We start from the raw sequence: 21722 nt of genomic DNA, 5'->3' as shown, positions 1-21722 counted from the left end.
CGTCCACCAGGAGGGACCGCGATGAGCACGCCGACCCGAGCCCCCGAGACGGCCGCGGGCGCCACCCCGCCGGCCGCCGCCGGCGGCGACGTCCCGCACCTCGCCGTGGCGATCGTCGGCAACGGCTTCTCCGGCCTGGGCACGGCGATCCGGCTGCGCCAGGCGGGCGAGGACAACTTCCTGATCTTCGAGCGCCACGAGGACGTGGGTGGCACCTGGCGCGACAACTCCTACCCCGGCTGCGCCTGCGACGTGCCCAGCCACCTCTACTCGTTCTCGTTCGCGCCCAACCCGGACTGGAGCCGCTCCTTCTCGGCCCAGCCGGAGATCCACGCCTACCTGCAGCGCGTGTCGGCCGAGTACGACATCGACCGGTTCACCCGCAACCGGCACGAGGTGCTCGACGCGTCCTGGGACGACGAGGCGCAGCACTGGGTGGTGACGACGAGCCAGGGCACCTGGACCGCCGACGCGCTCGTGCTGGGCTCCGGGGCGCTGTCGGACCCGTCGTTCCCCGACGTGCCGGGGCTCGACTCCTTCGACGGGCCGGTGTTCCACTCGGCGACCTGGCGCCACGACCTCGACCTGCGCGGACGGAAGGTCGCCGTCATCGGCACCGGGGCGTCGGCGATCCAGTTCGTGCCGGAGATCGCGCCGGTGGTGGGCGAACTGAGGGTCTTCCAGCGCACCCCGCCGTGGATCATGCCGCGCGGCGACCGGGCCATCACGAGCCTCGAGAAGCGACTGTTCCGCTGGTTCCCGCCGGCCCAGCGCCTCGTGCGCGAGGCGATCTACTGGGCGCGGGAGACGTTCGTGTTCGGGTTCAAGGACCCGCGGCGGATGGCCAGGGCCGCGAAGATCGCCGAGGCGCACATGCGCCGGCAGGTCACCGACCCGGAGCTGCGCGAGAAGATCACGCCGAGCTACTCGATGGGCTGCAAGCGCATCCTGCTGTCCAACGACTACCTGCCCGCGCTCGACCGCGACAACGTCGAGGTGGTCACCGAGAAGATCGTCGAGATCCGGCCGCACGCCGTCGTCACCGCGGACGGCACGGAGCACGAGGTCGACACGATCATCGCCGGCACCGGCTTCGCGATCGGCGACCTGCCGATCAGCCACCGCATCCACGGGCGCGACGGCCGCACCCTGGCCGACCACTGGGCCGGCTCGCCGTACGCCCACAACGGCACGATGATCGCGGGCTTCCCCAACGCGTTCACCCTGCTCGGGCCGAACACCGGACTGGGCCACAACTCGGTCGTGTTCATGATCGAGTCGCAGATCGCGCTCGTCCTCGACACCCTGCGCCACCAGCGCACCCACGGCGTCGGGGCCGTCGAGCCGACCCGCGCGGCGCAGGACGCGTTCGTGGCCGAGATGCAGCGCCGGACCGAGGGCACCGTGTGGGTCGATGGCGGGTGCTCGAGCTGGTACCTCGACAAGCACGGCCAGAACTCGGCGCTGTGGCCGACCTTCACGATGCCGTTCCGCCGGCGCCTGCGGCGCTTCCGGCCGGAGGAGCACACGCTCACGCCGCTCGCCTCCACCCGCACGTCCTGACGACGACACCCCCGAGGAGATCCACATGGCCGCCGACCTGGCCGGCAGCTTGAAGGACAAGGTCCTGTTCATCACCGGCGCCGCCCGCGGCATCGGCGAGGAGACCGCGCGGCGCGCCGCCGCGCTCGGCGCCCACGTCGCCGCGGTCGGCATGGAGCCCGAGCGCCTGGAGAAGCTCGTCGCCGAGCTCGGCCCGGGGCACTGCTGGGCCGAGTGCGACGTCACCGACCAGGAGTCGCTCGACGCCGCGGTCGCGACGACGGTGCGCGAGCTCGGCGGGATCGACGTGGTGATCGCCAACGCCGGCATCGCCAACCACGGCACCGTGGCCACGAGCCCGGCCGACGTCATCGCCCGCGTCATGGAGGTCAACCTCATCGGCGTCTCGCGGACGGTGTCGGCGACGGTCGCCGAGGTCGAGAAGCGGCAGGGCTACATGCTGCTGGTGTCCTCGCTGGCCGCGTTCACCGCGCTGCCGGGCATGGCCGCCTACTGCGGCGCCAAGGCGGGCGTCGAGAACTACGGCAACGCGCTGCGCTTCGAGCTCGCCCACCGGGGCGTCGGCGTCGGCACCGCGCACATGGGCTGGATCGACACCGACCTCGTGCGCGACGTCAAGGCGGACTCGTCGACGTTCGAGGACACGCTGAAGAGGCTCCCCTACCCCCTCGGCGCGCTGACCTCGGTCGAGGACTGCGCGGACGCCTTCCTCGAGGGCATCGTCAGGCGCAAGCGCCGGATCTTCGTGCCGAAGGCGGTCGCGCTCGTCGCCGCGGCCCGCCCGATCACGTTCTCGCGGATCGGGGACCTGCCGGTGCTCGCGCAGGCCAAGCAGATGGTGCCCCGCCTGGAGGAGCAGTTCCGGAAGACCGGACGCGCCTTCGGTGCGACGAGCGCGGGGATGGGGAAGCCTCGCGGCTGAACCCACGGGAGACGGAGCCTGCGGAGCTCGACCATCGTCACGGCAGGACCCCTGACTCGCGGGTACGTTCGTCACTGAACCATCACTCAGTGAACCCGGAAGGGGTCCTGTCCCGTGACCGATGTCGCCCCCGCGCCGCTGTTCTCCGACGACTACTGGCGCGACCCCTTCGCCGCGCTGGGCGAGCTGCGCGAGCGGGGTCCGGTCCACGAGGTCGACCTGCCCGAGGGCGGCCGCACGTGGCTGGTCACGCGCTACGCCGACGCCCGGTCGGTGATGGCGGACCCGCGCTTCGTCAAGGACTTCCGCAACACGCTGCCGGAGGACCAGAGGGCGTCGATCCCCGGCATCCCCTCGCCGGGCGGCGAGATGATGCTGCTCAACGACCCGCCGGTGCACACCCGCCTGCGCAAGCTCGTGGTCAAGGCGTTCACCGTGCGCCGGGTCGCCGCGCTGCGCCCGCGCATCGAGGAGATGGCGGCCTCGCTGCTGACCGGCCTGCCCGGGGACACGCCCGTCGACCTCGTCGAGGCCTACGCGGTGCCGCTGCCGACCGCCGTCATCTGCGAGCTGCTCGGGGTCCCGGTGGACGACCAGGACGCGTTCGGTGCCTGGTCGCGCACCCTCATCGACGACTCCGGCGAGGCCGCCACCCAGCAGGCCAACGCGAGCCTCGCGGCGTACCTGGGCGAGCTCGTGGAGCGCAAGCGCGCGGAGCCCGACGAGGCGCTGATCTCGGCGCTCATCGAGGTCTCCGAGGAGGGCGAGCAGCTCTCCACCACCGAGATCGTCGCCATGGCGATGCTGCTGCTCATCGCCGGGCACGAGACGACGGCGACGCTGATCACCTCCGCCGTCGAGCGGATGCTGCGCGACCCCGCGCTGCGCGACCGGCTCGCCGCCGCCGACTCCGACGAGCTGCGCGCGGCGATCGAGGAGTTCCTGCGCTGGGGCACGCCGATCGCCCAGGCCCCGCTGCGCTTCGCCGCCGAGGACGTCGACTTCGACGGGGTCGTCGTGCCCCGCGGGGCGATGCTGATGGTGTCGCTGGCGGCGGCCAACCACGACCCGGCGCGGTTCGAGAACCCCGACGAGTACGAGGAGCTGCGCGACACCACCGGGCACCTCGCCTTCGGGCACGGCCTGCACTTCTGCCTGGGGGCGTCGCTGGCGCGCCTCGAGGCCGAGGTGGCCCTGCGCACCCTGCTCGACCGCTTCCCGGGCTTCGCGCCCGCCGTGGACCTGCCGGTCGAGCGGCGCCGCAGCGTGCTGGTCAACGCGTGGGCGCGGCTGCCGGTGCTGCTGGGCGCGGAAGCCGACCGGGGGAACGCGCCGACCCGGTGACGCTGTGACACCCTGCGGCGGGTGTCCGGCATGACCGCCCCCGACGCCCGGTGGACCCTGGCGATCGACCACGGGACCACCACGACGGTGGGCGCGTGGGCCGACGTCGACCCGCGGGACGGGTGGGTGCGCGTCGGCCCGGTCGGCGTCGACGGCTTCCCGACGATGCCCTCGGCGGTGCTCTCGCGCCCCGACGGCGCCGTCCTGGCCGGGCGCCCGGCCCTCGAGGCCGGCGCGCTCGACCCGGCGGCGGCGCTGCTGCGCACCCGCCCGCACCTGGCGGCGAGCACCGGCGGGCCGCCCGAGCTGCTGACGCAGTACCCCCGCCCGACCACCGCGGTCGACGTCGCGACGGCGCTCGTCGCCACGGTGGTGCGGGCGGAGGCGGCCCGCCGCGGCACGCTGCCGTCCTCGATCGTGCTGCTGCACCCGGCGGCGTGGTCGTCGGCGGCGTGCGAGGCGCTGCGGTCCGCGGGGCGCGCGGCGCTGTCGGCGATCCCCTACACCTCGCCCGACCAGCTCCAGCTGCTCGACTCCCCGCGCGCCGCGGCCCACCGCCTCGGCGGGCAGGGGCGCCTGCTCGTCGTCGACCTCGGCGGCGCCGCGACCGAGCTCGCCGTGGTCGACCGCGGCGGCGACGGCACCGGCTCGGTGGCCGCGGTGCGGACGGTCAACGTGGGCGGGGAGGTGCTCGACGACGCCCTCGCGCAGCTGGTGCTCGACCGCGCCCCGCAGCCCTTCGCCGCACGTGTGCGCTTCGGCGGCGACCTCGAGGCCTACCGCGCCTGGTTCCGCCTGCGCACGAGCGTGCGCGAGGGCAAGGAGACGCTTGCGTCCCGCGGCGCGGTGGCCGTGACGCTGCCCCCGCTCCCGCCCGAGAGCCCGGGCCCCGGGGTCGTCCAGCTCACCCACGCCGACCTCGGCGCCATGCTCGCCCCGGGGCTGGAGGAGATCGCCCAGGGCATCGCCGCGATCGTCGACACGCTCACCGGGCCCCGCCCGGCCATGCTGGTGCGCGGCGGGCTCGCCGAGATGCCGCGCGTGCGGGAGTGGATCGCCGAGCGCACCGGGTTCGGCCTGGCGCACGGCGGGGACCCGGGCGCGGTCTCGGCGTTCGGCCCCGCCTCCGGGGCGGCGGCGTGGGCCGCCGAGAGCCTGGGACTGGGACGGCGCTGAGGGGGACGCTCCGTGGAGGGTGACGCCGTCCACCGCTGCGCCGCCCGGCTCGACACCCTGTCCGGCACCACCGTCGTCCGCGGCGACTTCCGGACCCCGTCGCTGGCCACCGCCGACCTCGCCGGCCGGACCCTCGTGGAGACCCGCGCGCACGGCAAGCACCTGCTCACCCGGTTCTCCGACGGCTGGACGCTGCACAGCCACCTGCGGATGACCGGCTCCTGGAGCGTCGTGCGCAAGCGCCGCGCCGACGGGCGCCCCGCGCTGCCCCGCGGCGTGCGGGCGGCGCTGACCCTCGACTCCGGCGTCGCGCTCGTCGGCGTCGACGTCCCGGTGCTCGAGCTGCTGCGCACCCGCGACGAGCACCGGGTCGTCGGTCACCTCGGCCCCGACGTCCTCGCCGGCGCGCCGACCGCGACCCAGGACCACTTCGACGAGCAGGACGCGCTGGCCCGCCTGCGCCGCGACCCGGCGCGCCCGATCGTGGAGGCCCTGCTCGACCAGCGCGGCGTCGCCGGGCTCGGCAACCTGTGGGCGGTCGAGGTGTGCTTCCTGCGCGGACTGTGGCCGTGGACCCCGGTCGGCGACGTGGACCTCGAGCCCCTGCTCGCGCTGGCCCGGCGGATGATTCGCCACAGCCTCGAGCACGGCACCGGCATGACGACCACGGGCGTGCGCCGCCGCGGCGAGAACCACTGGGTCACCGGCCGCTCGAACCGGCCCTGCCGGCGCTGCGGGACGCTCGTGCGCTTCCGGCCAGCGGCCGGCTCGGGTGCCCCCTACCGGCGCGAGGTGTGGTGGTGCCCCTCGTGCCAGCCGGCGCCCGCCGGATGAGTGATCATGGGGTGGTGCGGCTGGCGACATTCAACCTCCTGCACGGTCGCTCCCCCGCCGACGGCGTGGTCTGTCCCGACCGTCTCCGCGACGCCGTCGCCGGCCTCGACGCCGACGTCCTGGCCCTCCAGGAGGTCGACCACTCCCAGCCCCGCTCCGGGCTCGTCGACCAGACCGCGCTCGTCGCCGACGCCGCCGGTGCGCGCGACGCCCTGTTCGTCCCCGCGCTGGTCGGCACCCCCGGGCAGCGGTGGCGGGCGGCGGGCCCCGACGAGTCCCCGGACGGGGAGCCGACCTACGGCATCGGTCTCGTGAGCCGGTACCCGGTCGCCCGCTGGCTGCGCCTCCCGCTCGGGACGTCCCGGGCCACGCTGCCGCTGCTGGTCGACGCGCGGCGCCCCGCGCTGGTGCGCGACGAGCCGCGCGTCGCCCTGGCGGCCGTGCTCGAGGCGCCCGCGCCGGTGGGCACGGTCGTCGCGACCCACCTCGCGTTCACGCCGGGCGTCAACGTCCTGCAGCTCGTGCGCCTGGCGCGGGCCGTCGAGCACCTGCCCGGCCCGGTGGTCATCCTCGGCGACCTCAACATGCCGGGGCCGGTGCCGGGCGCGGTGCTGCGGGGCTTCCGGTCCCTCGCGCGCGCGGCGACCTTCCCCACCGAACGGCCCCGCGTGCAGTTCGACCACGTGCTCGCCGGCGCCGGCGCGCCGACCGTGCACGACGCGCGGGCGGTGCCGACGGCGGTGTCGGACCACCGCGCGCTGGTGGTGGAGCTCAGCTGAGGCCGGCGACCTCCCCGATCACGATCACCGCCGGCGGGCGCACCCCGGCCTCGGCGATCGCGTGCGGCAGCTTCGCGAGCGTCGCGCGCGTCGTGACCTCCCCGGGCAGCCCGCCCTCCTGGACGGCCAGCGCCGGGGTCTGCGGGTCGCGGCCCGCGGCGACGAGCGCCTCGGTGATCGCGCCGATGTTCTCGACGGCCATGAGCAGCACGACCGTGCCGTGCAGGCGTCCCAGGGCGTCCCAGTCGACGAGCGACTGGGCGTGCCCGGGCGGGAGGTGTCCGGAGACCACGGTGAACTCGTGGGTCACGCCGCGGTGGGTGACGGGCACGCCGACCAGCGCGGGGACCGCGATAGCGCTGGTGATGCCCGGGACGACCTCGACCTCGACGCCGGCCGCGACGCAGGCCTGGATCTCCTCGAGCCCGCGGCCGAAGACGAACGGGTCGCCGCCCTTGAGCCGCACCACGCGCCGCCCGGCGAGCGCCTCGGACACGAGCACCTCGTTGATGGTGTCCTGGCTCATGTAGCGCCCGCGGGGCAGCTTCGAGGCGTCGATGATCGTGACGTCGGGCGGCAGCTCGTCGAGCAGCGGCTGCGGGGCGAGCCGGTCGGTGACGACGACGTCGGCCTGCGCCAGCGCCTGGCGCCCGCGCACGGTGATCAGCCCGGGGTCGCCGGGACCGCCGCCGACGAGCACGACACCCGGGCGCACGGCGCGGTGGCGGCGGTCGAGCAGGGTGCCGCTGCGCAGGGCCTCCACCGCGCCGTCGCGCACACCGGTCGCCCGCCGCGGGTCGCCGCCGCCGTGCACCGCGACGGTGATGTCGTCGTAGCGCCCGACCGCCGGGGTCACCGCGGTGCCGGCGTCGGCGATGTCGGCGCGCACGCAGAACACGCGCAGGCGCTCGGCCTCCGCGGCCACGGCGGCGTTGACCTGCGCGTCGTCGGTGGCCGCCACCGCGTACCAGGCCTCGGCGAGGTCGCCGTCGGCGTAGGGGCGGGCGTGCCAGGTGATCTCGCGGGAGTCGGCGAGGGCCGAGAGCGCGGTGGTCAGCGTGGGGCTGACGACGACGGTGTCCGCGCCGACCTCGTGCAGGCCGGCGACGCGGCGCTGGGCCACGGAGCCGCCGCCGACCACGACGACCCGCCGGCCCCGCAGGTGCAGGCCGACCGGGTACACGCGGGCCGGGCTCTCGCCGTCGTTCACTCGAGCTCCTTCTCCGTCACTCCCGCCGCGTCGAACGTCGCGACGTCGGCCAGCGCGCGGGCCGCCGCGGTCACCACCGGCACCGCCAGCAGGGCACCGGTGCCCTCACCGACCCGCAGCCCCAGGTCCAGCGTCGGCGCCAGCCCGAGGTGCTCGAGGGCCAGGGTATGGGCCGGTTCGACGGAACGGTGCCCCGCGATCCACGCGTGTGACGCGGTCGGGGCCAGCGCCGCCGCCGCGAGCGCCGCCGCGCCGGACACGACGCCGTCGAGCACCACCGGCGTGCGCAGGGCCGCGGCGCCCAGCAGGAAGCCGGCGAGGCCCGCGTGCTCCAGGCCGCCGACGGCGGCGAGCGTCCCGAGCGGGTCGGCGGGATCGGGGCGGTGGAGGGCGAGCGCCTCGGCGACGACGGCGACCTTGCGCGCGTGGGTGGCGTCGTCGATCCCGGTGCCGCGGCCGGTGACGGTCTCGGCGCCCGCTCCCGTGAACGCGGCGACGAGGGCGGCGGACGGCGTCGTGTTGGCGATGCCCATGTCGCCGGTGACGAGCAGCCTGTTGCCGGCGGTGACCAGGTCGCGGGCGGCCTCGATGCCGGCACGTAGCGCGGCGCGCGCCTCGTCGCGGGTCATCGCGGGCTCGACGGTCATGTCGCGGGTGCCGGCGCGGACCTTGCGCGGGAGCAGCCCGGGCGCCGCCTCGAGCTCGACGGCCACCCCGACGTCGACGACCTGGACCTCGGCGCCGACCGTCGCGGCGAAGGCGTTCACCGCGGCGCCGCCGGCCAGGAAGGTGGCGACCATCTGCGCGGTCACCTCCTGCGGCCACGGCGTCACCCCGCGGGCGTGCACGCCGTGGTCGCCGGCGAACACGGCGACGACCGCGGGCTCGGGCAGGGGCGGCGGGCACGCGCCGGCGAGACCGGCGAGCCGGACCCCGATCTCGGCGACCCCGCCCAGCGCGCCGGGCGGCACGGTCATGCGCGTCAGGTGCTCGCGCGCGGCGGCCTCGCCGGGTGCTGTGTCCAGATCGGCGAGCGCGGCGAGCGTCTCGTCCAGCGGATCCATGCGGTGGTGTCCCCAGATCTCCTCGTGCACGGCCCACGCCAGGGGTCGGCGGTGGGCCCATCCGGCGGTGGCGAGCTCGGGCTCGGCGGCGAACTCCGCGACGTGCCCGACGCACAGGTAGGCGACGACCTCGAGGTGCTGCGGCATCCCGACGCGCCGCCCGAGCAGCGCGGCGAGCTCCCGCTCGCGGAAGAAGCTGACCCAGCCCACGCCGAGCTCCTCGGCGCGGGCGGCGAGCCACAGGTTCTGCACGGCGCCGGCCACCGAGTGCGCGGCCATCCGCGGCTGCGTGTGCCGCCCCAGGACGTGCCGACCGCCGCGAGTGGGGTCGCAGGTGACGACGATGCCCAGCGGCGCCTCGCGGATGGCCTCGACGCGCAGGCCGGCGAACCTCCGGGCTCTCGCCGCCGGGAGGCTGGCCGCGAACTCCTGCCGCTGGTGTTCCGCGAGTTGCGCCAGCTCGTCGCGGAGCTCCGGCGAGCGCACCAGCAGGAAGTCCCAGGGCTGCGAGAACCCGACGCTGGGCGCGGCGTGGGCGGCCTCGAGGACGCGGTGCAGGCGCTCGTCGTCGACGGGGGTGTCGACGAAGCCGGTGCGCACGTCGCGGCGGGCGCGCAGGACGCGGTGCAGGGCGTCCCGGTCGCCGTCCCGGAGGGTCACAGGATCTCCGCCAGCGCCGTCACGAGCCGGTCGGTGGTCGCGCGGTCCCGCACCGCGATCCGGACGTGCTCGGCGTCGAGGCCCGGGAAGGTGTCGCCGCGGCGGACCGCCAGGCCGCGGTCGCGGAGCCGCTCGCGGACGTCGGAGCGGGTGCGCACGAGCACGAAGCTCGCGGCCGGGGTGCCGCGGACCTCGACGCCGTCGATCCGCCGCAGCGCCGCCACCAGGTGATCGCGGTCGGCCGCCATCGCGCGCGCGGCCTCGTCGGCCTCGGCGCGGGCGGCGGGGGTGCTGCAGACCTCGAGCGCGACGAGCGCCGGCGTCGACACCGACCACTTCGGGGCGGCGCCGCGCAGGCCCTCGGCGAGCCCGGCGGGGGCGAGCGCGTAGCCGACGCGCAGGCCGGCGAGGCCCCAGGTCTTGGTCAGGCTGCGCAGCACGACGAGGCCCGGCAGGTCGCGGCGCCCGGCCAGCGAGTCGGGCTCGCCGGGCGCGGTGTCGATGAACGCCTCGTCGACGACGAGCGTGCGCCCGGGGCGGGCGAGGCGCGCGAGGACGTCCGCGGGGTGGCGCACCGACGTGGGGTTGGTGGGGTTGCCGACGACGACGAGGTCGGCGTCGTCCGGCACGACCTCGGGGTCGAGGCGGAGGTCGCCGTCCAGGAGCACGCGGTCGACCGCGTGCCCGGCGGCCCGCAGCGCGGCCTCCGGCTCGGTGAACTGGGGGTGCACGACCACGGCGTGCCGCGGGCGCAGGGCCCGCGCGAGCAGCACGAACGCCTCGGCGCCGCCCGCGGTGGGCACCACCTCGTCGCCCGGCCGGTCGTGGCGCGCGGCCAGCGCGGCGACCGCCCGGCGCGGGTCCGGATAGGCGGCGACGTCGTCGAGGCTCGCGGCGAGGCGCTCGCGCAGCCAGGACGGCGGCGTGCCCGCGCGGACGTTGACCGCCAGGTCGACCAGCCCGGGGCCGACCTCCGCGTCGCCGTGGTGGTGGAGGTCGTGCTGGAGGGTCACCGTCGCGTGCGCGCAGCCCGCAGGAGGACCGTCTCGGCCTCGGGGACGGACGCGGCGAGCACCGAGGTCACCGCCGACGGCACGGCGCCCTCCCGCCAGCCGGCGCCGCGCATGCGCTCGACGAGCTCGCGGGCGAGGGCGTCGACGCGCTCGGCGGCCTCGTCGTGGTCGCGGACCGGCCCCTCGCCCAGCAGGTCGAGCGGGACGTGGCCGGCGCCGGCGAGCACGCGGCGCAGGTCGGCGAGGAGGCGGTCCTCGCGACGCCTCCTCCGGGTGACCACCGGGTGCGGACGTGCATGGGGACTCGCGGGAGCGTGCATCTCGTCGCCGGCCTTCCTCGGGTTCCTCGCCCGATGTCTGCTGCCACTCGACGGCCGGAGTCTCCTGGCTCCCGGATCGCTGCTCGCCCCGGCCTTCCCGCCGGTGTGTCCGGCAGTGGCCTCGCGTGGGGTCTGCTCCCCGGTGACAGTGGCGGGACCGCGCCGGATTCGCACCGGCTTCCTCCGCGTCCGTCGACCGCGGCCAGTTCACCGCGCCCGGAGTCGGCGCGTCAACGCACCCGGGCACTTCGAGCGCGTGGCGTTGCGGACACTGGGCGTCAGCGACGCCACGCCGCTGACACGAGCGCTGCGCCGTTCAGCGCAGCAGGCCCTGGCGGAAGCCGCGGGCGACGGCGTCGGCGCGGTCGCCCGCGCCGAGCTTGCGGAACAGGCGCCGGGCGTGGGTCTTCACCGTGTCCTCGGCGAGGACGAGCTCGGCGGCGATCTCGGCGTTGGACAGGCCCTCGGTCATGCCGAGCAGCACGTCCATCTCGCGGTCGGAGAGCTCGGTCGTGGCCGGGCGGGCGCCGGGCAGCACCGACGGGTCGGCGAGCTCGCCCGCGCGCAGGAACCCGCGGGCCCCGAGGCGCAGGGCGTGGGTGGCGCGCTCGTCCTCGGCGATCCCGGCGGGGTCGGGCGCGGGCCGGTCACCGAGCGGGTCCATGGCGCCGGCGGGGGACTCCCCCACGACGAGCACCGGGGTCTCCGGGGTGTGGCGGCGCACCTGGCGGACCGCCTCCATCCAGGCGCTGCCCTCGTCGGCGCCGACGAGGACGACGTCGGGACGCCCCTCGACGGTGGCGCCCAGGCGCGTGACGAGGTCGGGGACGTTGTCGACGCACGGGAGGTCGTCGAACACCGACGAGAGATGGCCGACGAGGCGTTCCCTCGCGGGCGTGGCTCCGGCGAACACCAGGCACGATCCCATTCACGCGCTCCTCACCCCGATGAGTGTGCACACACTCGCACACGGTGAACGCCGATCGGGTGACCCCCTCCTCGGACGTGTGGCGCAGCGAGGTCCCGCAGCGCGCCGGGGTGAGCGATCCCGCGACGCTCCAGGATCTCCAGCAGCACCGGGCCCACCGCGCGGGCGCCGCCGTCGACGACCGACAGGGCGAGCGCGGCGCCGTCGGGCAGCACGGCGAGCAGGACGCCCTCGGCGCCGATCTTGGACAGCGCCCCGGGCAGCAGGGTCATCACCGCCGTGTCGAGCCGGTCGGTGCCCGCCACGAGGTCCGGGTGGGCGCGCATCGCGGCGGCGACGCGGCGCTCGGCGGCACCAGCGGCGCCGCCCTCGGCACCGGCCAGGGCCCGTCCCAGGCGCGCGACGGCGACGAGGTCGGTGGCGAACGCGGGCGCGCCGCAGCCGTCGACGGTGACGTCGTGGACCGGGCCCGCGAGCCGTACGAGGGTGGCGCGCACGTGGCGCTGCAACGGGTGGGCCGGGTCGAGGTAGCCCTCGACCGGCCAGCCCTGGGCCCGGCAGGCCGCGAGCATCGCCGCGTGCTTGCCCGAGCAGTTCATGGCGAGGCGCTCGGGCGCGCGCGTGCCCCACGCGCGGTCGGCGGCGAGGCCGAGCGGGCGCCCGGGCGGGCACCCCAGCGCGTCCGGACCGAGGCCGAGGCGGGCGAGCAGGCCGGCGGCGACCGCGAGGTGGCCGGGCTCGCCGGAGTGCGAGCCGGTGGCCAGCGCGAGCTCGCGGTCGTCGAGGTCGGCGCCCAGCTCGACGCACGCGACGGCCTGCGCGGGCTTGAGCGCCGAGCGCGCGAGCATCGGCGCGTCCACCGGTCCCGCCCGCAGCTCCTCCGCGCCGCCCGGCCCGAGCACCACCAGCGTCACGCGGTGCGCGGACTCCACGAGGTCGCCGCGGGTCACCTCGACGGTCCAGTGCGGGGTCACACCAGCCGTTCCGCGAGCGTGCGCGCGTGGCCCGCCCGTTCCTCGACGTACTCGACGCGGGGGTCCGCCAGCTCACCGGCGTCCGCGATGTTGGTGCCCACCAGCATCGCCGCGGACTCGGCGGCCGCGGCGGCGAGGAAGGCGGCGGTCACCGCGTCGCCGGTGAGCGCATCGGGGCCCTCCTCGGCGAGCAGGGCGGCGAGCTCGGCGACCCGGACGGCGATCGTGACGACGTCCGCGGGCACCTGGACGATCGCCTCCGCCGCGGCCGGGACCGCCCCTCGGCCAGAGGAACGATCCAGCCGGCGCGCCTCGAGGAACCCGGCGAAGGCCTCGACGTCGTCGTCGGCGAGGCGCAGGGCCTTGGCGCGCAGGCGGTCGAGCTCCTCGACGGCCTCCCGGTCGGCGGCACCCTTGGCGACCTTGGTGGCCAGGCCCGCGGCGAGCGAGACCGTCACCGCGGCCGTCGACCCGGCGGCCGGCCCGGGCCCCTTGCCGGCGAGGACCTCCCCGAACCGCGCGAGCCCGAGCTCCCCGAGCGGCCGGCTCACGTCGCCTCCCCATGTGAGCACTTTCCGGGCCCATGGGCCCGGAAAGTGCTCACACAGGACGTCAGAAGAGCCCCACGATCGTGCCGTCGGGCTTGACGTCGATGTGGTGGGCGGCCGGGTTCTTGCCCAGGCCCGGCATCGTCCGCATGTCGCCGCAGATCGGGTAGATGAAGCCGGCGCCGACCGACGCGCGGACCTCGCGCACCGGCATCCGCCAGCCCGTCGGGGCGCCGAGGAGCTTCGGGTCCGACGAGATCGACAGGTGTGTCTTGGCCACGCACACCGGCAGGTTCCCGAATCCGTTGCGCTCGTAGAGGTCGATCGAGGTGTTCGCCGCCGGGGCGTAGTCGACGCCGTCGGCGCCGTACACCTTCGTCGCGATGGTCTCGATCTTCTCGCGCAGCGGGGCGTCGTCCGGGTAGAGCAGCTGGAACTGGCTCGGCTCGTTCGCGGCCTCCGCGACGGCCTCGGCGACCTCCGCGGCGCCCCGCCCGCCGTCGGCGAAGTGCGTCGACACCGCGGCCCGCGCGCCCATCGACTCGGCGATCTCGCGGATCGCCTGGTGCTCGCTGGGGTGGTCGGTCGGGAACGCGTTGATGCAGACGACCGGCGACACCCCGTGGATGCGCATGTTCTCGATCTGCTTGCGCAGGTTGGCCGCGCCGGCGTGCACCTCCTCGGGGTTCTCCTCGAGCAGCGCCGGCGGCAGGTCCTTGCCCGCCACGATCTTGTGGTTGCCGGAGTGGACCTTGAGGGCGCGCACCGTGGCGACGACCACCGCGGCGTCCGGCGACATGCCCGAGGTCCGGCACTTGATGTTGAAGAAGCGCTCGGCGCCCATGTCGGCACCGAAGCCCGCCTCGGTGACGAGGAAGTCGCCGGAGTGGATGCCGATACGGTCGGCGACGATCGACGAGTTGCCCGTCGCGATGTTGCCGAACGGCCCCGCGTGCACCAGGACCGGCGTGTTCTCCAGCGTCTGCATGAGGTTCGGCTTGAGCGCGTCGCGCATCAGCGCGGCCATCGACCCGGCGGCGTGGATGTCCTCGGCGGTCACCGCGTCCCCGTCGGGGGTGTAGCCGACGACGATGCGCCCGAGGCGCTGTCGCAGCTCGCCGAGGTCGTTGGACAGCGCGAGCACGGCCATCACCTCGGAGGCGGAGGTGATGTCGAAGCCGGCCTCGCGCGGGACGCCGTCCATGCGGCCGCCGAGCCCGGTGACGACGTTGCGCAGGGCGCGGTCGTTGACGTCGAGCACGCGCCGCCAGGTGACGCGGTACGGGTCGAGGCCCGCCGCGTTGCCCTGGTAGAGGTGGTTGTCCAGCACCGCAGAGAGCAGGTTGTGGGCACTCGTGACGGCGTGGAAGTCGCCGGTGAGGTGGAGGTTGAACTTCTCCATCGGCACGACCTGCGAGTAGCCGCCGCCGGCCGCCCCGCCCTTGATGCCGAACGTCGGACCCATGCTCGGCTGGCGGATGGCGACCACGCCGCGCTTGCCGATGTGCGAGAAGGCCTGGCCCAGCCCGACCGTCGTGGTGGTCTTGCCCTCCCCCAGCGGGGTCGGGGTGACCGCGGTGACCACGACGTACTTCGCGCGCGGCCGGTCCTTCATCGCCTCGATGGCCTCGAGCTCGATCTTGGCGACGTCGGTGCCGTGGCGTTCGAGGAACTCGGTCGGCAGGTCCATCTGCCGAGCGATGTCGTCCATGGGCTTCAGCGTCGCCGCCTGCGCGATGTCGAGGTCCGACGGGATGCTCACGCGAGTCCTCCAGTTCTCGGGCCTGCCACCCCGGCTCCGGCACCGCCGCCGGGGGACTCCTGACCGGGCACGTTGGCAGAGCGGGGGCGATCTGTCAGCCCGAGGTGTGACGGTCCGCTCCCGGATCCGCCACGATGGGCGGGTGACGGGGGGCGTGGTGCGGCGGGCGCTGCTCGTCGTCGTGCTCCTGATCACCACCGGCCTGGTCGCCACGCCCGCCGCCGTCGCCGCGCCCGCCTGTCCCCCGGTCGCCCTCTTCGCGGTCCCCGGCACCGGCGAGACCTCCGAGGCCGCCGACCCCGCCGCGTCCGTCGGGCTCCTCGCCGGGCTCACCGACCCGCTCGCGCGGCGGTGGGGGGACGGGCTCGCCGTGCGCTACGTCCCCTACCCCGCGACGGTGGACCGGCCCTTCTACTTCACCAGCGAGGGGCGCGGCGCCGAGCGCCTGGCGCGCGACGCCGGGGACGTGGCCGCGCGCTGCCCCGACACGACGATCATGCTGATCGGCTACAGCCAGGGCGGTGACGTGGTCTCCGACGTCGTCCACCGCGCCGCCAACGGGACGATCGGCCTGCCCGCCGAGCGGATCGCCGGCGCCATCATGCTGGGCAGCCCGCGACGCGACCCGCAGGCGCCGAACCTCGTCGACACCCCGGGCCGCGGCGTGCTCGGCCCCCGCCCGACGCGCGAGCTCGCCGTCTACGACGGGCGGGTCTACGAGGTGTGCGCACCCGGCGACCCGATCTGTGCCACCGAGAACCTGGACATCCGCGTGTTCCGCGAGGGCTGGGCGTCCGGGGCGCACCGCAGCTACCCCGAGGTGCGCGTCGGGCCGACCGGAGCGCGGCTGTTCCCGGTGCTGGAGCGCGCCGTCGACACGGTCGTGGCACGGGCCACGATGACGCCGTTCGCGGCCGCGGGCAGCTGAGCGCACTCGTACGGTCCACGCCGTGGGTGAACTGCTCAGCCGGATCCTCCCCGTCTTCGCGGTCATCGCGGTCGGGGCGGTGGCGGGGCGCTTCGAGCGCTTCGGCGAGCGCACCGCGGCCGTGCTGAACGACCTCGTCTACTGGATCGCCCTGCCCGCCCTGATCTTCGTGTCGGTGGCCGGGGCTGACCTCTCCGCCGGCGTCCCGGCCTCGGCCCTGCTCGCCGCGGCGGCCGTCGTGGTCGTCGCCTACGCGCTGGGCTGGTCGGCGGCGCGGGTGGTGCGCCGTCCGCCGCGCGAGGCCCACGCCGTCGGGCTGGTCGCGGGCTGGGGCAACGTCGGCTACCTCGGCATCCCGCTGACGGTGGCCGTGCTCGGGCCCGCGACGGCGTTCGCGGCGTCGCTGACCTCGACGCTGCACACCGCGCTCGCGATCTCGGTGTTCCTCGTCGCGGTGACGCTCGACGGCCGCGGGCGCGGCGAGGAGGGCGCGGTGGCCCTGCCCGCGCTGCTGGCCCGCCGCGTGCTCGGCAACCCGGTGGTCGTCGGCATCGTCGCCGGGGTGGTCGTCGCGCTGCTCGGCGTGCGGCTGCCGTCGCCGGTGGCGACGACGATCGAGATGCTCGGCGACCTCGCCGCGCCGGGCGGGCTCTTCGCGCTCGGCATCCTGCTGCGCGGTGCGGTCGGCTCGCTGCGGGAGTCCCGGGCGCAGTGGGTGCCGATCGGCGCGGCGGTGGTCATCAAGCTGCTGGTGATGCCGGCGCTCGCGCTGGGCGCCGTGGTGCTGTTCGCCGTCCCGGCGCCGTGGGGCGCGGTGCTGGTGCTGATGGCGGCGCTGCCCGACGCGGCGACGGTCTTCGTGCTCACCGCCCAGTACCGGGCCTGGTACCGCGAGAGCACCGCGGTGGTCGTGATCACCACGGTGCTCTCGCTGGTCACGCTGCCGCTCGTCGTGCTGGTGCTGCCGTGAGGTCAGCCGTCGCGGAAGACGCTGCGGCGCTGCTCGTGGGTGCGGGCGTGCCCCATGCGGGCGACGCGCGCACGCTGGTCGTCGGTGGCGGTGCCCGACGCGACCGCGCGCTCGGCCTCCGCCATGGCGCGGTCGGCCGCGGCCTCCTGGCGGTCGGCCGGGGTCGGTGCGACCCAGCCCCGGTGGCCGTCCTCGGGCTCCTGGTGGCGGCGTCCGCCGTTCCCGATCATCGTGGTGACCTCCGATCGTCTACGGACGAGTCACGGCCTGGGTTACCGGGTCCTGTCGTGCCCAATCGGTCGCGCGCGTCACGTGTGGGGGGTCCTCGGTGAGCGAGGTCGCGGGGGTCGTGCTGGCCGGGGGCCGGTCGCGGCGGATGGGCCGGGACAAGGCGGCCCTGGAGCTGGGTGGGAGCTCGTTGCTCGCGCACGTCCTCACGGTGCTGGCGACCGCCGTCGACGGCCCGCTCGTCGTGGTCGGCGCCGCCGACGCGCCCCGCGACCTGCCCGCCGGGCTCGACCCCGCGGTGCGGGCGCGCACCACCGTGGTCCACGACACCGTCGCCGACCGGGGGCCGCTGCAGGGGCTGGCCACAGGGCTCGGTGCTGCGGCGCAGGCCGCGACGGCGTTCGTCGCCGCCGTCGACCTGCCCCACCTGCACGAGGACCTCGTCCGCGCCGTGCTCGCCCACCGGGTGGCGCCCGTCGAGGTCGCGCTCCCGGTGCTCGACGGGCACCGCCAGCACCTGCTCGCCGCCTACGCCACCGCCCTCGCCCCGCGCGCCGCCGACCTCCTCGACCGCGGCGAGCGCAGCGTCGGCGCGCTGATCGCCGCGAGCCGGGTCCGCGAGCTCGACGCCGCGGCGCTGCTCGCCGACCCCCGGCTCGCCGCCCGGGACCCGGAGCTGCTCGGCGCGCGGGGCGTCAACACGCCCGAGGAGTGGGACCGCGCGCGGCGGCAGGCGCCCGGCGGGCCGACCTAGGCTCGGGTCATGGCCGACCTCAGCGACCCCGACGTCCTCGCCTTCCTCTCCCACGGCACCCGCACCGGCAAGATCGGGTGGACCGCGCAGGACGGCCGCCCGCTGGTCGCCCCGATCTGGTTCCTCGTCGAGGACGGCACGATCGTCTTCAACACCGGCGCGGACACCGCCAAGGGGCGCGCCTTCGCCCGCGACCCGCGCGTCGTGCTCTGCGTCGACCTCGAGGAGCCGCCGTTCGCGTTCGTCCAGGTCCAGGGCTCGGTGACGCTCTCGGAGGACCCCGACGAGCTGCGGCGCACCGCCACCGCGCTCGGGGCGCGGTACATGGGTGCCGACCGGGCCGAGGAGTTCGGCGCCCGCAACGGCGTCCCGGGCGAGCTCGTCGTGCGCCTGCACCCGGCCAAGGTGATCGCCACGCTGGACATGACCGCGTGACGCCCCCGCTCGCCCGCGCGCTCGACCTCGCGCCCCACCCCGAGGGCGGCTGGTTCCGCCGCACCTGGACCGCGGGACCCACGCTCCACCCCGCCGGTTACCCCGGTCCGCGCGCGAGCGCCACGGCCATCCACTACGTCCTCGCGCCCGGCGAGCAGTCGCGCTGGCACCGCGTCCGCTCCGACGAGCTGTGGTGCTGGCACCGGGGCCCGGCGCTGTCGCTCTGGCTGGGCGGCGGGGGCGACGCACCCGACGACGAGGGGTCCCGCGAGATCGTGCTCGGCGACCGCGTCGAGGACGGCCAGGCGGCGACGGCGCTCGTGCCCGGCGGGGTGTGGCAGCGCGCCGCACCGGCGCCCGGCGCGAGCACCGAGGTGCTGGTGACCTGCGTCGTCAGCCCCGGCTTCGACGACGCCGACTTCGCGCTGGCCCAGGACTCGGAGGGCTAGTTCTCCGGCGGGTCCGCGCCCGCCGGGGCATCCGCGTTCTCGCCGCCCTCGGGCGCCGCCGCGGCCGCGTCACCGGGCTGGTCGGCGCCGCCCGGCGGCGCCTCCTCGCCCTCCGGCGCGGGCACCTCCGCCGGCGGGGCGGTCGTGGTCGGCGCCGCGGACGACGACGGCGCGGACGTGCTCGACGGCGACGGCGACGAGGACTCGGTGGACCGGGCGGTGTCACCGGGATCGGTGCCCGCGACCGGGGTGAACGCGCCGAACGTCTGCTTCGGCGTGTCGTCCAGCGCCTCGTCCATGAACGTCTTCCAGATCTCGCTGGGCAGCCCGTGGCCGTAGACCGGGCGCCCGTCGGAGGTCCGGATCGGGGTGTTGTCGTCGGTCCCGACCCACACGACCGTCGACGCCGACGGCGTGTAGCCGGCGAACCAGGCGTCGTTGTTCTCGCTGTCGACGTGCGACTGGACGGTGCCGGTCTTGCCCGCCGACTGCCGCCCGCCCTGCAGCGACACCCCGTCGTACTCGGGCACGTCGCGCATCGCCTCGGTGACGTTGCGCGCCACCCGCGGGTCGATGCGCTGCTCGCCCTGCGCGGTGGCGTCGTCGTAGAGGACCTCGCCGCTCGCCGTCGTCACCCGCGCCACCAGGTGCGGGCGGTGGTACATGCCCTCGTTGGAGAAGGTCGCGTACGCCGAGGCGAGGTCGACCGCGGTGGTCTCCTGGTTGCCCAGCGAGATGCCGCTGTTCGGGTCGTTCATCGGCTGCGAGATCCCGGCCTGCCGGGCGGCCGCGGCTACGGCCTGCGGTCCGACCCGGTTGCCGAGCGCGGTGAACACGACGTTGTTCGACAGCGTCATCGCGCGCTTGAGGCTGCAGTTGGCGCAGTCGGCGCCGTCGACGTTGCGGACGGTGCGCCCGGGGATGGCCCGCCCGTCGAACTCGGTGGAGATGCCGATCGGCGGGTCCTGCTGCAGCGCGGCCAGCAGCACGAACGGCTTGAACGTCGAGCCCGCCTGCTTCTCGACGCGCGCGTAGTCCAGTCCCGCACCGTTGTCGCCGCCGTAGTAGGCGAGGATGCCGCCGGTGCGCGGGTCGATCGACACCGCCGAGGTCCGCAGGTTCTGCGGCTGGTCGCGCATCTGTCGGCGCACGGCCTCGACGGCCTCGCGCTGGGCCTCCGGCCGGATGGTCGTCTGGATCTGCAGCCCCTGGGTGACGAGCGCGTCCTGGTCGATGCCGAGGCTGCGCAGCTCGTCGCGGACCGCGCTGTAGATGTGGCCGCGGTCGTCGTCGGGCACGCCGCCGGTGACGCGGCGCGGGGGCACGGTCGCCGGGAACTGCGCGGCCGCCCGCTCCGGGGCGGCCAGCCAGTTCTGCGCGACCATCCCGTCCATGACGTAGTTCCAGCGGCGCAGGGCGTCGTCGGGGTTCTGGGCGGGGTCCCACTTCGACGGCGCCTGGATGACGCCGGCGAGCAGCGCGCCCTCGGCCGGCGTCAGCGTCTCGACGGGGCGGCCGAAGTAGGCCTGGGACGCGGCCTGGATGCCGTAGGCGCCGCGGCCGAAGTAGATGCTGTTGAGGTAGTCGGTGAGGATCTCGTCCTTCGAGCGCTCCTGCGAGATCTTCAAGGAGATGATGAGCTCCTTGTACTTGCGCATCAGCGAGTACTCGTCGCCCACCATCGCGTTCTTGACGTACTGCTGCGTGACCGTCGAACCGCCGCCGGTGCCGCCGGTGAGGTTCTTCCAGACGGCGCGGCCGAAGCCGACGACGTCGAAGCCGCTGTTGGAGTAGAAGGAGCGGTCCTCGGCGGAGAGCACCGCGAACCGCACCGGCGGCGGGACCTGCTCGAGGCCGACCTTCTGCCGGTTGCCCTGCTCGCCGGGCGCGATGCGCGCGAGCACCGTGCCGTCGGAGAAGGACACGGTGTTGAGCTGGCTCTCGACGGCGTCGTCCGCGTTGGGCACGGGGATGAACAGGAAGCCGACCACCATCGCCAGCACCGGCGCCGCGACCATCGCGCCGACGGCGGCGTAGGCGGTGCGGCGCAGGCGCCGCCAGCGCAGGGCGGCGGGCGCCAGTGACTCGGGGTGCGGCCCGTCGAGGTAGAGGACGACCCGCGCGCGCACCCGGCGACCGAACGCGACGACCTTCTCGCCGTGGGGCAGGCGGACCACGCGGGCGGCCACGACGCCGAGGACCACCGCGATCGCGGCGGCGATGCGCCCGCGCGGCACGCGGGGGGCGTCGGCGTCCCGGCCGTCCTTCGTGCGGCCCGGCGACCGGTGCGCGGTGGTGCGGGTGCTGGTGGTGCGGGTGCTGGTGGTGCGGGTGCTGGTGGTGCGGGTGCTCGCGCTGCGCGACCGGCTGGTGGTCGTGCGGGAGCGGGTCGTGCCGGCGCCCCGGCGGGCGGTCGAGCGCGCGGCGCCGGTGCGGGTGGCGCCGTCCTCGCGGTCCTCCGCGGGGGTCTCGTCCGCGGCGACCTCGTCCGCGGCGTCGTCGCGGTCCTCGTCGCGGTCGTCGTCGCGCTTCGGCAGCGGCCCGGAGCTGTGACCCCGGGGCGACGGTGCGTCGATGGCGGGCATCGCGGCGGTGCCGGTGGGGCTGCGCCGCGCGGCGGGGCTCTCGGGGGCGCTGCCCGGGCGGGGGGCGGCCGCCGTGGTGGAGGTCGTCGGCGCCGCGGTCGGGCGGCCGGGGACGGCGCTGGTGGCGGGGCCGGCCGGGGGGCGGCCGGCGGGCGCCGGAGCACCGGGGGCCGGAGCATTCGGGGCCGGAGCTGCCGGGGCGGCACCGCGCGGCGGACCGGCCGGAGCACCGCGGGGCGGCGCCGGGGCGGGGCCGGCGGGCGCGGCCCCGCGCGG

Annotated in this window: 22 protein-coding genes and 1 riboswitch; of the genes, 12 read left to right on the top strand and 10 right to left on the bottom strand. The window is 75.9% G+C overall.

The annotated features are described in order from the left end of the window. The first annotated feature begins 21 nt into the window (after positions 1-21). From ACFPK1_RS14645 to ACFPK1_RS14620, 6 genes are all read left to right on the top strand, one after another. On the top strand, positions 22-1563 hold the full coding sequence (locus tag ACFPK1_RS14645; RefSeq protein ID WP_378021670.1) for a flavin-containing monooxygenase: 1542 nt from the start codon (positions 22-24) through the stop codon (positions 1561-1563). Positions 1564-1588: 25 nt separating this feature from the next. Further along, positions 1589-2485, top strand: a complete 897-nt coding sequence (locus ACFPK1_RS14640) for an SDR family oxidoreductase (protein ID WP_378021669.1) — start codon at positions 1589-1591, stop codon at positions 2483-2485. A gap of 114 nt (positions 2486-2599) precedes the next feature. After that, positions 2600-3829 (top strand): cytochrome P450 family protein, encoded by a 1230-nt coding sequence (locus tag ACFPK1_RS14635; protein ID WP_378021668.1) that lies wholly within the window; start codon positions 2600-2602, stop codon positions 3827-3829. Positions 3830-3859: 30 nt separating this feature from the next. Continuing rightward, positions 3860-5005, top strand: a complete 1146-nt coding sequence (locus tag ACFPK1_RS14630) for an Hsp70 family protein (RefSeq protein WP_378021667.1) — start codon at positions 3860-3862, stop codon at positions 5003-5005. Positions 5006-5017: 12 nt separating this feature from the next. Next, positions 5018-5839 carry a DNA-formamidopyrimidine glycosylase family protein gene (locus ACFPK1_RS14625; protein WP_378021666.1) on the top strand — a complete coding sequence of 274 codons (822 nt, stop codon included), beginning with the start codon at positions 5018-5020 and terminating at the stop codon, positions 5837-5839. Positions 5840-5853: 14 nt separating this feature from the next. Next, the gene (locus ACFPK1_RS14620) at positions 5854-6618 is read left to right on the top strand and encodes an endonuclease/exonuclease/phosphatase family protein (RefSeq protein ID WP_378021665.1); all 765 of its coding nucleotides are present in this window, start codon (positions 5854-5856) and stop codon (positions 6616-6618) included. Here ACFPK1_RS14620 and cobA read toward each other — a convergent pair. From cobA to ACFPK1_RS14580, 8 genes are all read right to left on the bottom strand, one after another. Beyond that, positions 6611-7828 carry a uroporphyrinogen-III C-methyltransferase gene (gene cobA / locus ACFPK1_RS14615; protein ID WP_378021664.1) on the bottom strand — a complete coding sequence of 406 codons (1218 nt, stop codon included), beginning with the start codon at positions 7826-7828 and terminating at the stop codon, positions 6611-6613. The two genes, ACFPK1_RS14620 and cobA, sit on opposite strands and share 8 nt — an antisense overlap. Continuing rightward, positions 7825-9552 (bottom strand): nicotinate-nucleotide--dimethylbenzimidazole phosphoribosyltransferase, encoded by a 1728-nt coding sequence (gene cobT, locus ACFPK1_RS14610; RefSeq protein WP_378021663.1) that lies wholly within the window; start codon positions 9550-9552, stop codon positions 7825-7827. The genes cobA and cobT overlap by 4 nt, the downstream gene beginning before the upstream one ends. Further along, positions 9549-10565: an Rv2231c family pyridoxal phosphate-dependent protein CobC gene (cobC, locus tag ACFPK1_RS14605; RefSeq protein WP_378021662.1), complete on the bottom strand. Its 1017-nt coding sequence runs from the start codon at positions 10563-10565 to the stop codon at positions 9549-9551. The genes cobT and cobC overlap by 4 nt, the downstream gene beginning before the upstream one ends. Beyond that, entirely contained in the window at positions 10562-10846 is a 285-nt protein-coding gene (locus ACFPK1_RS14600) for a hypothetical protein (RefSeq protein WP_378021661.1), read from the bottom strand. Before ACFPK1_RS14600 ends, cobC begins: the two co-directional genes overlap by 4 nt. Positions 10847-10943: 97 nt before the next feature. Next, positions 10944-11068: riboswitch (cobalamin riboswitch) on the bottom strand. 133 nt (positions 11069-11201) lie between these two features. Further along, positions 11202-11813 (bottom strand): helix-turn-helix transcriptional regulator, encoded by a 612-nt coding sequence (locus tag ACFPK1_RS14595; RefSeq protein WP_378021660.1) that lies wholly within the window; start codon positions 11811-11813, stop codon positions 11202-11204. 11 nt (positions 11814-11824) lie between these two features. Then, positions 11825-12787 (bottom strand): asparaginase, encoded by a 963-nt coding sequence (locus ACFPK1_RS14590; protein ID WP_378021659.1) that lies wholly within the window; start codon positions 12785-12787, stop codon positions 11825-11827. Then, positions 12784-13338 (bottom strand): cyclodeaminase/cyclohydrolase family protein, encoded by a 555-nt coding sequence (locus ACFPK1_RS14585; protein ID WP_378021658.1) that lies wholly within the window; start codon positions 13336-13338, stop codon positions 12784-12786. Before ACFPK1_RS14585 ends, ACFPK1_RS14590 begins: the two co-directional genes overlap by 4 nt. A gap of 61 nt (positions 13339-13399) precedes the next feature. Beyond that, entirely contained in the window at positions 13400-15097 is a 1698-nt protein-coding gene (locus ACFPK1_RS14580; RefSeq protein ID WP_378021657.1) for a formate--tetrahydrofolate ligase, read from the bottom strand. A 142-nt stretch (positions 15098-15239) separates the two neighbouring features. On the opposite strand from ACFPK1_RS14580, the gene ACFPK1_RS14575 reads away from it, so the two are divergent. Both ACFPK1_RS14575 and ACFPK1_RS14570 read left to right on the top strand, forming a co-directional pair. Next, positions 15240-16025: a cutinase family protein gene (locus ACFPK1_RS14575; protein ID WP_378021656.1), complete on the top strand. Its 786-nt coding sequence runs from the start codon at positions 15240-15242 to the stop codon at positions 16023-16025. Between the two features lie 22 nt (positions 16026-16047). Beyond that, on the top strand, positions 16048-16995 hold the full coding sequence (locus ACFPK1_RS14570; protein WP_378021655.1) for an AEC family transporter: 948 nt from the start codon (positions 16048-16050) through the stop codon (positions 16993-16995). Between the two features lie 2 nt (positions 16996-16997). Here ACFPK1_RS14570 and ACFPK1_RS14565 read toward each other — a convergent pair whose 3' ends face one another. Then, entirely contained in the window at positions 16998-17225 is a 228-nt protein-coding gene (locus tag ACFPK1_RS14565) for a hypothetical protein (protein ID WP_378021654.1), read from the bottom strand. A 98-nt stretch (positions 17226-17323) separates the two neighbouring features. On the opposite strand from ACFPK1_RS14565, the gene mobA reads away from it, so the two are divergent. The 3 genes from mobA to ACFPK1_RS14550 are packed head-to-tail and all read left to right on the top strand — an operon-like array spanning position 17324 to position 18861. Next, positions 17324-17977, top strand: coding sequence for a molybdenum cofactor guanylyltransferase (mobA, locus tag ACFPK1_RS14560; protein WP_378021653.1), 654 nt, complete (start codon positions 17324-17326; stop codon positions 17975-17977). A gap of 9 nt (positions 17978-17986) precedes the next feature. Next, positions 17987-18412: a PPOX class F420-dependent oxidoreductase gene (locus ACFPK1_RS14555; protein ID WP_378021652.1), complete on the top strand. Its 426-nt coding sequence runs from the start codon at positions 17987-17989 to the stop codon at positions 18410-18412. Next, entirely contained in the window at positions 18409-18861 is a 453-nt protein-coding gene (locus tag ACFPK1_RS14550; RefSeq protein ID WP_378021651.1) for a cupin domain-containing protein, read from the top strand. Before ACFPK1_RS14555 ends, ACFPK1_RS14550 begins: the two co-directional genes overlap by 4 nt. Here ACFPK1_RS14550 and ACFPK1_RS14545 read toward each other — a convergent pair. Then, on the bottom strand, positions 18858-21446 hold the full coding sequence (locus ACFPK1_RS14545; RefSeq protein WP_378021650.1) for a transglycosylase domain-containing protein: 2589 nt from the start codon (positions 21444-21446) through the stop codon (positions 18858-18860). The two genes, ACFPK1_RS14550 and ACFPK1_RS14545, sit on opposite strands and share 4 nt — an antisense overlap. Between ACFPK1_RS14545 and ACFPK1_RS14540 the strand changes: the two genes are divergently transcribed. Further along, positions 21436-21722, top strand: a 287-nt coding sequence (locus ACFPK1_RS14540) for a hypothetical protein (RefSeq protein ID WP_378021649.1), incomplete at its 3' end; no start/stop codon positions are given. The genes ACFPK1_RS14545 and ACFPK1_RS14540 overlap by 11 nt on opposite strands.

The organism is Actinomycetospora rhizophila (assembly GCF_042657905.1).
Classification (GTDB): domain Bacteria; phylum Actinomycetota; class Actinomycetes; order Mycobacteriales; family Pseudonocardiaceae; genus Actinomycetospora; species Actinomycetospora rhizophila.
This window is presented reverse-complemented; position numbering and strand designations above follow the sequence as displayed.

Bases quoted from the DNA above. Each gene is read 5' to 3' on its own strand.
- ACFPK1_RS14545 (WP_378021650.1), bottom strand. From the start codon at position 21,446: ATGCCCGCCATCGACGCACCGTCGCCCCGGGGTCACAGCTCCGGGCCG.
- ACFPK1_RS14640 (WP_378021669.1), top strand. From the start codon at position 1,589: ATGGCCGCCGACCTGGCCGGCAGCTTGAAGGACAAGGTCCTGTTCATC.
- ACFPK1_RS14595 (WP_378021660.1), bottom strand. From the start codon at position 11,813: ATGGGATCGTGCCTGGTGTTCGCCGGAGCCACGCCCGCGAGGGAACGC.
- ACFPK1_RS14565 (WP_378021654.1), bottom strand. From the start codon at position 17,225: ATGATCGGGAACGGCGGACGCCGCCACCAGGAGCCCGAGGACGGCCAC.
- ACFPK1_RS14555 (WP_378021652.1), top strand. From the start codon at position 17,987: ATGGCCGACCTCAGCGACCCCGACGTCCTCGCCTTCCTCTCCCACGGC.
- ACFPK1_RS14645 (WP_378021670.1), top strand. From the start codon at position 22: ATGAGCACGCCGACCCGAGCCCCCGAGACGGCCGCGGGCGCCACCCCG.
- ACFPK1_RS14630 (WP_378021667.1), top strand. From the start codon at position 3,860: ATGACCGCCCCCGACGCCCGGTGGACCCTGGCGATCGACCACGGGACC.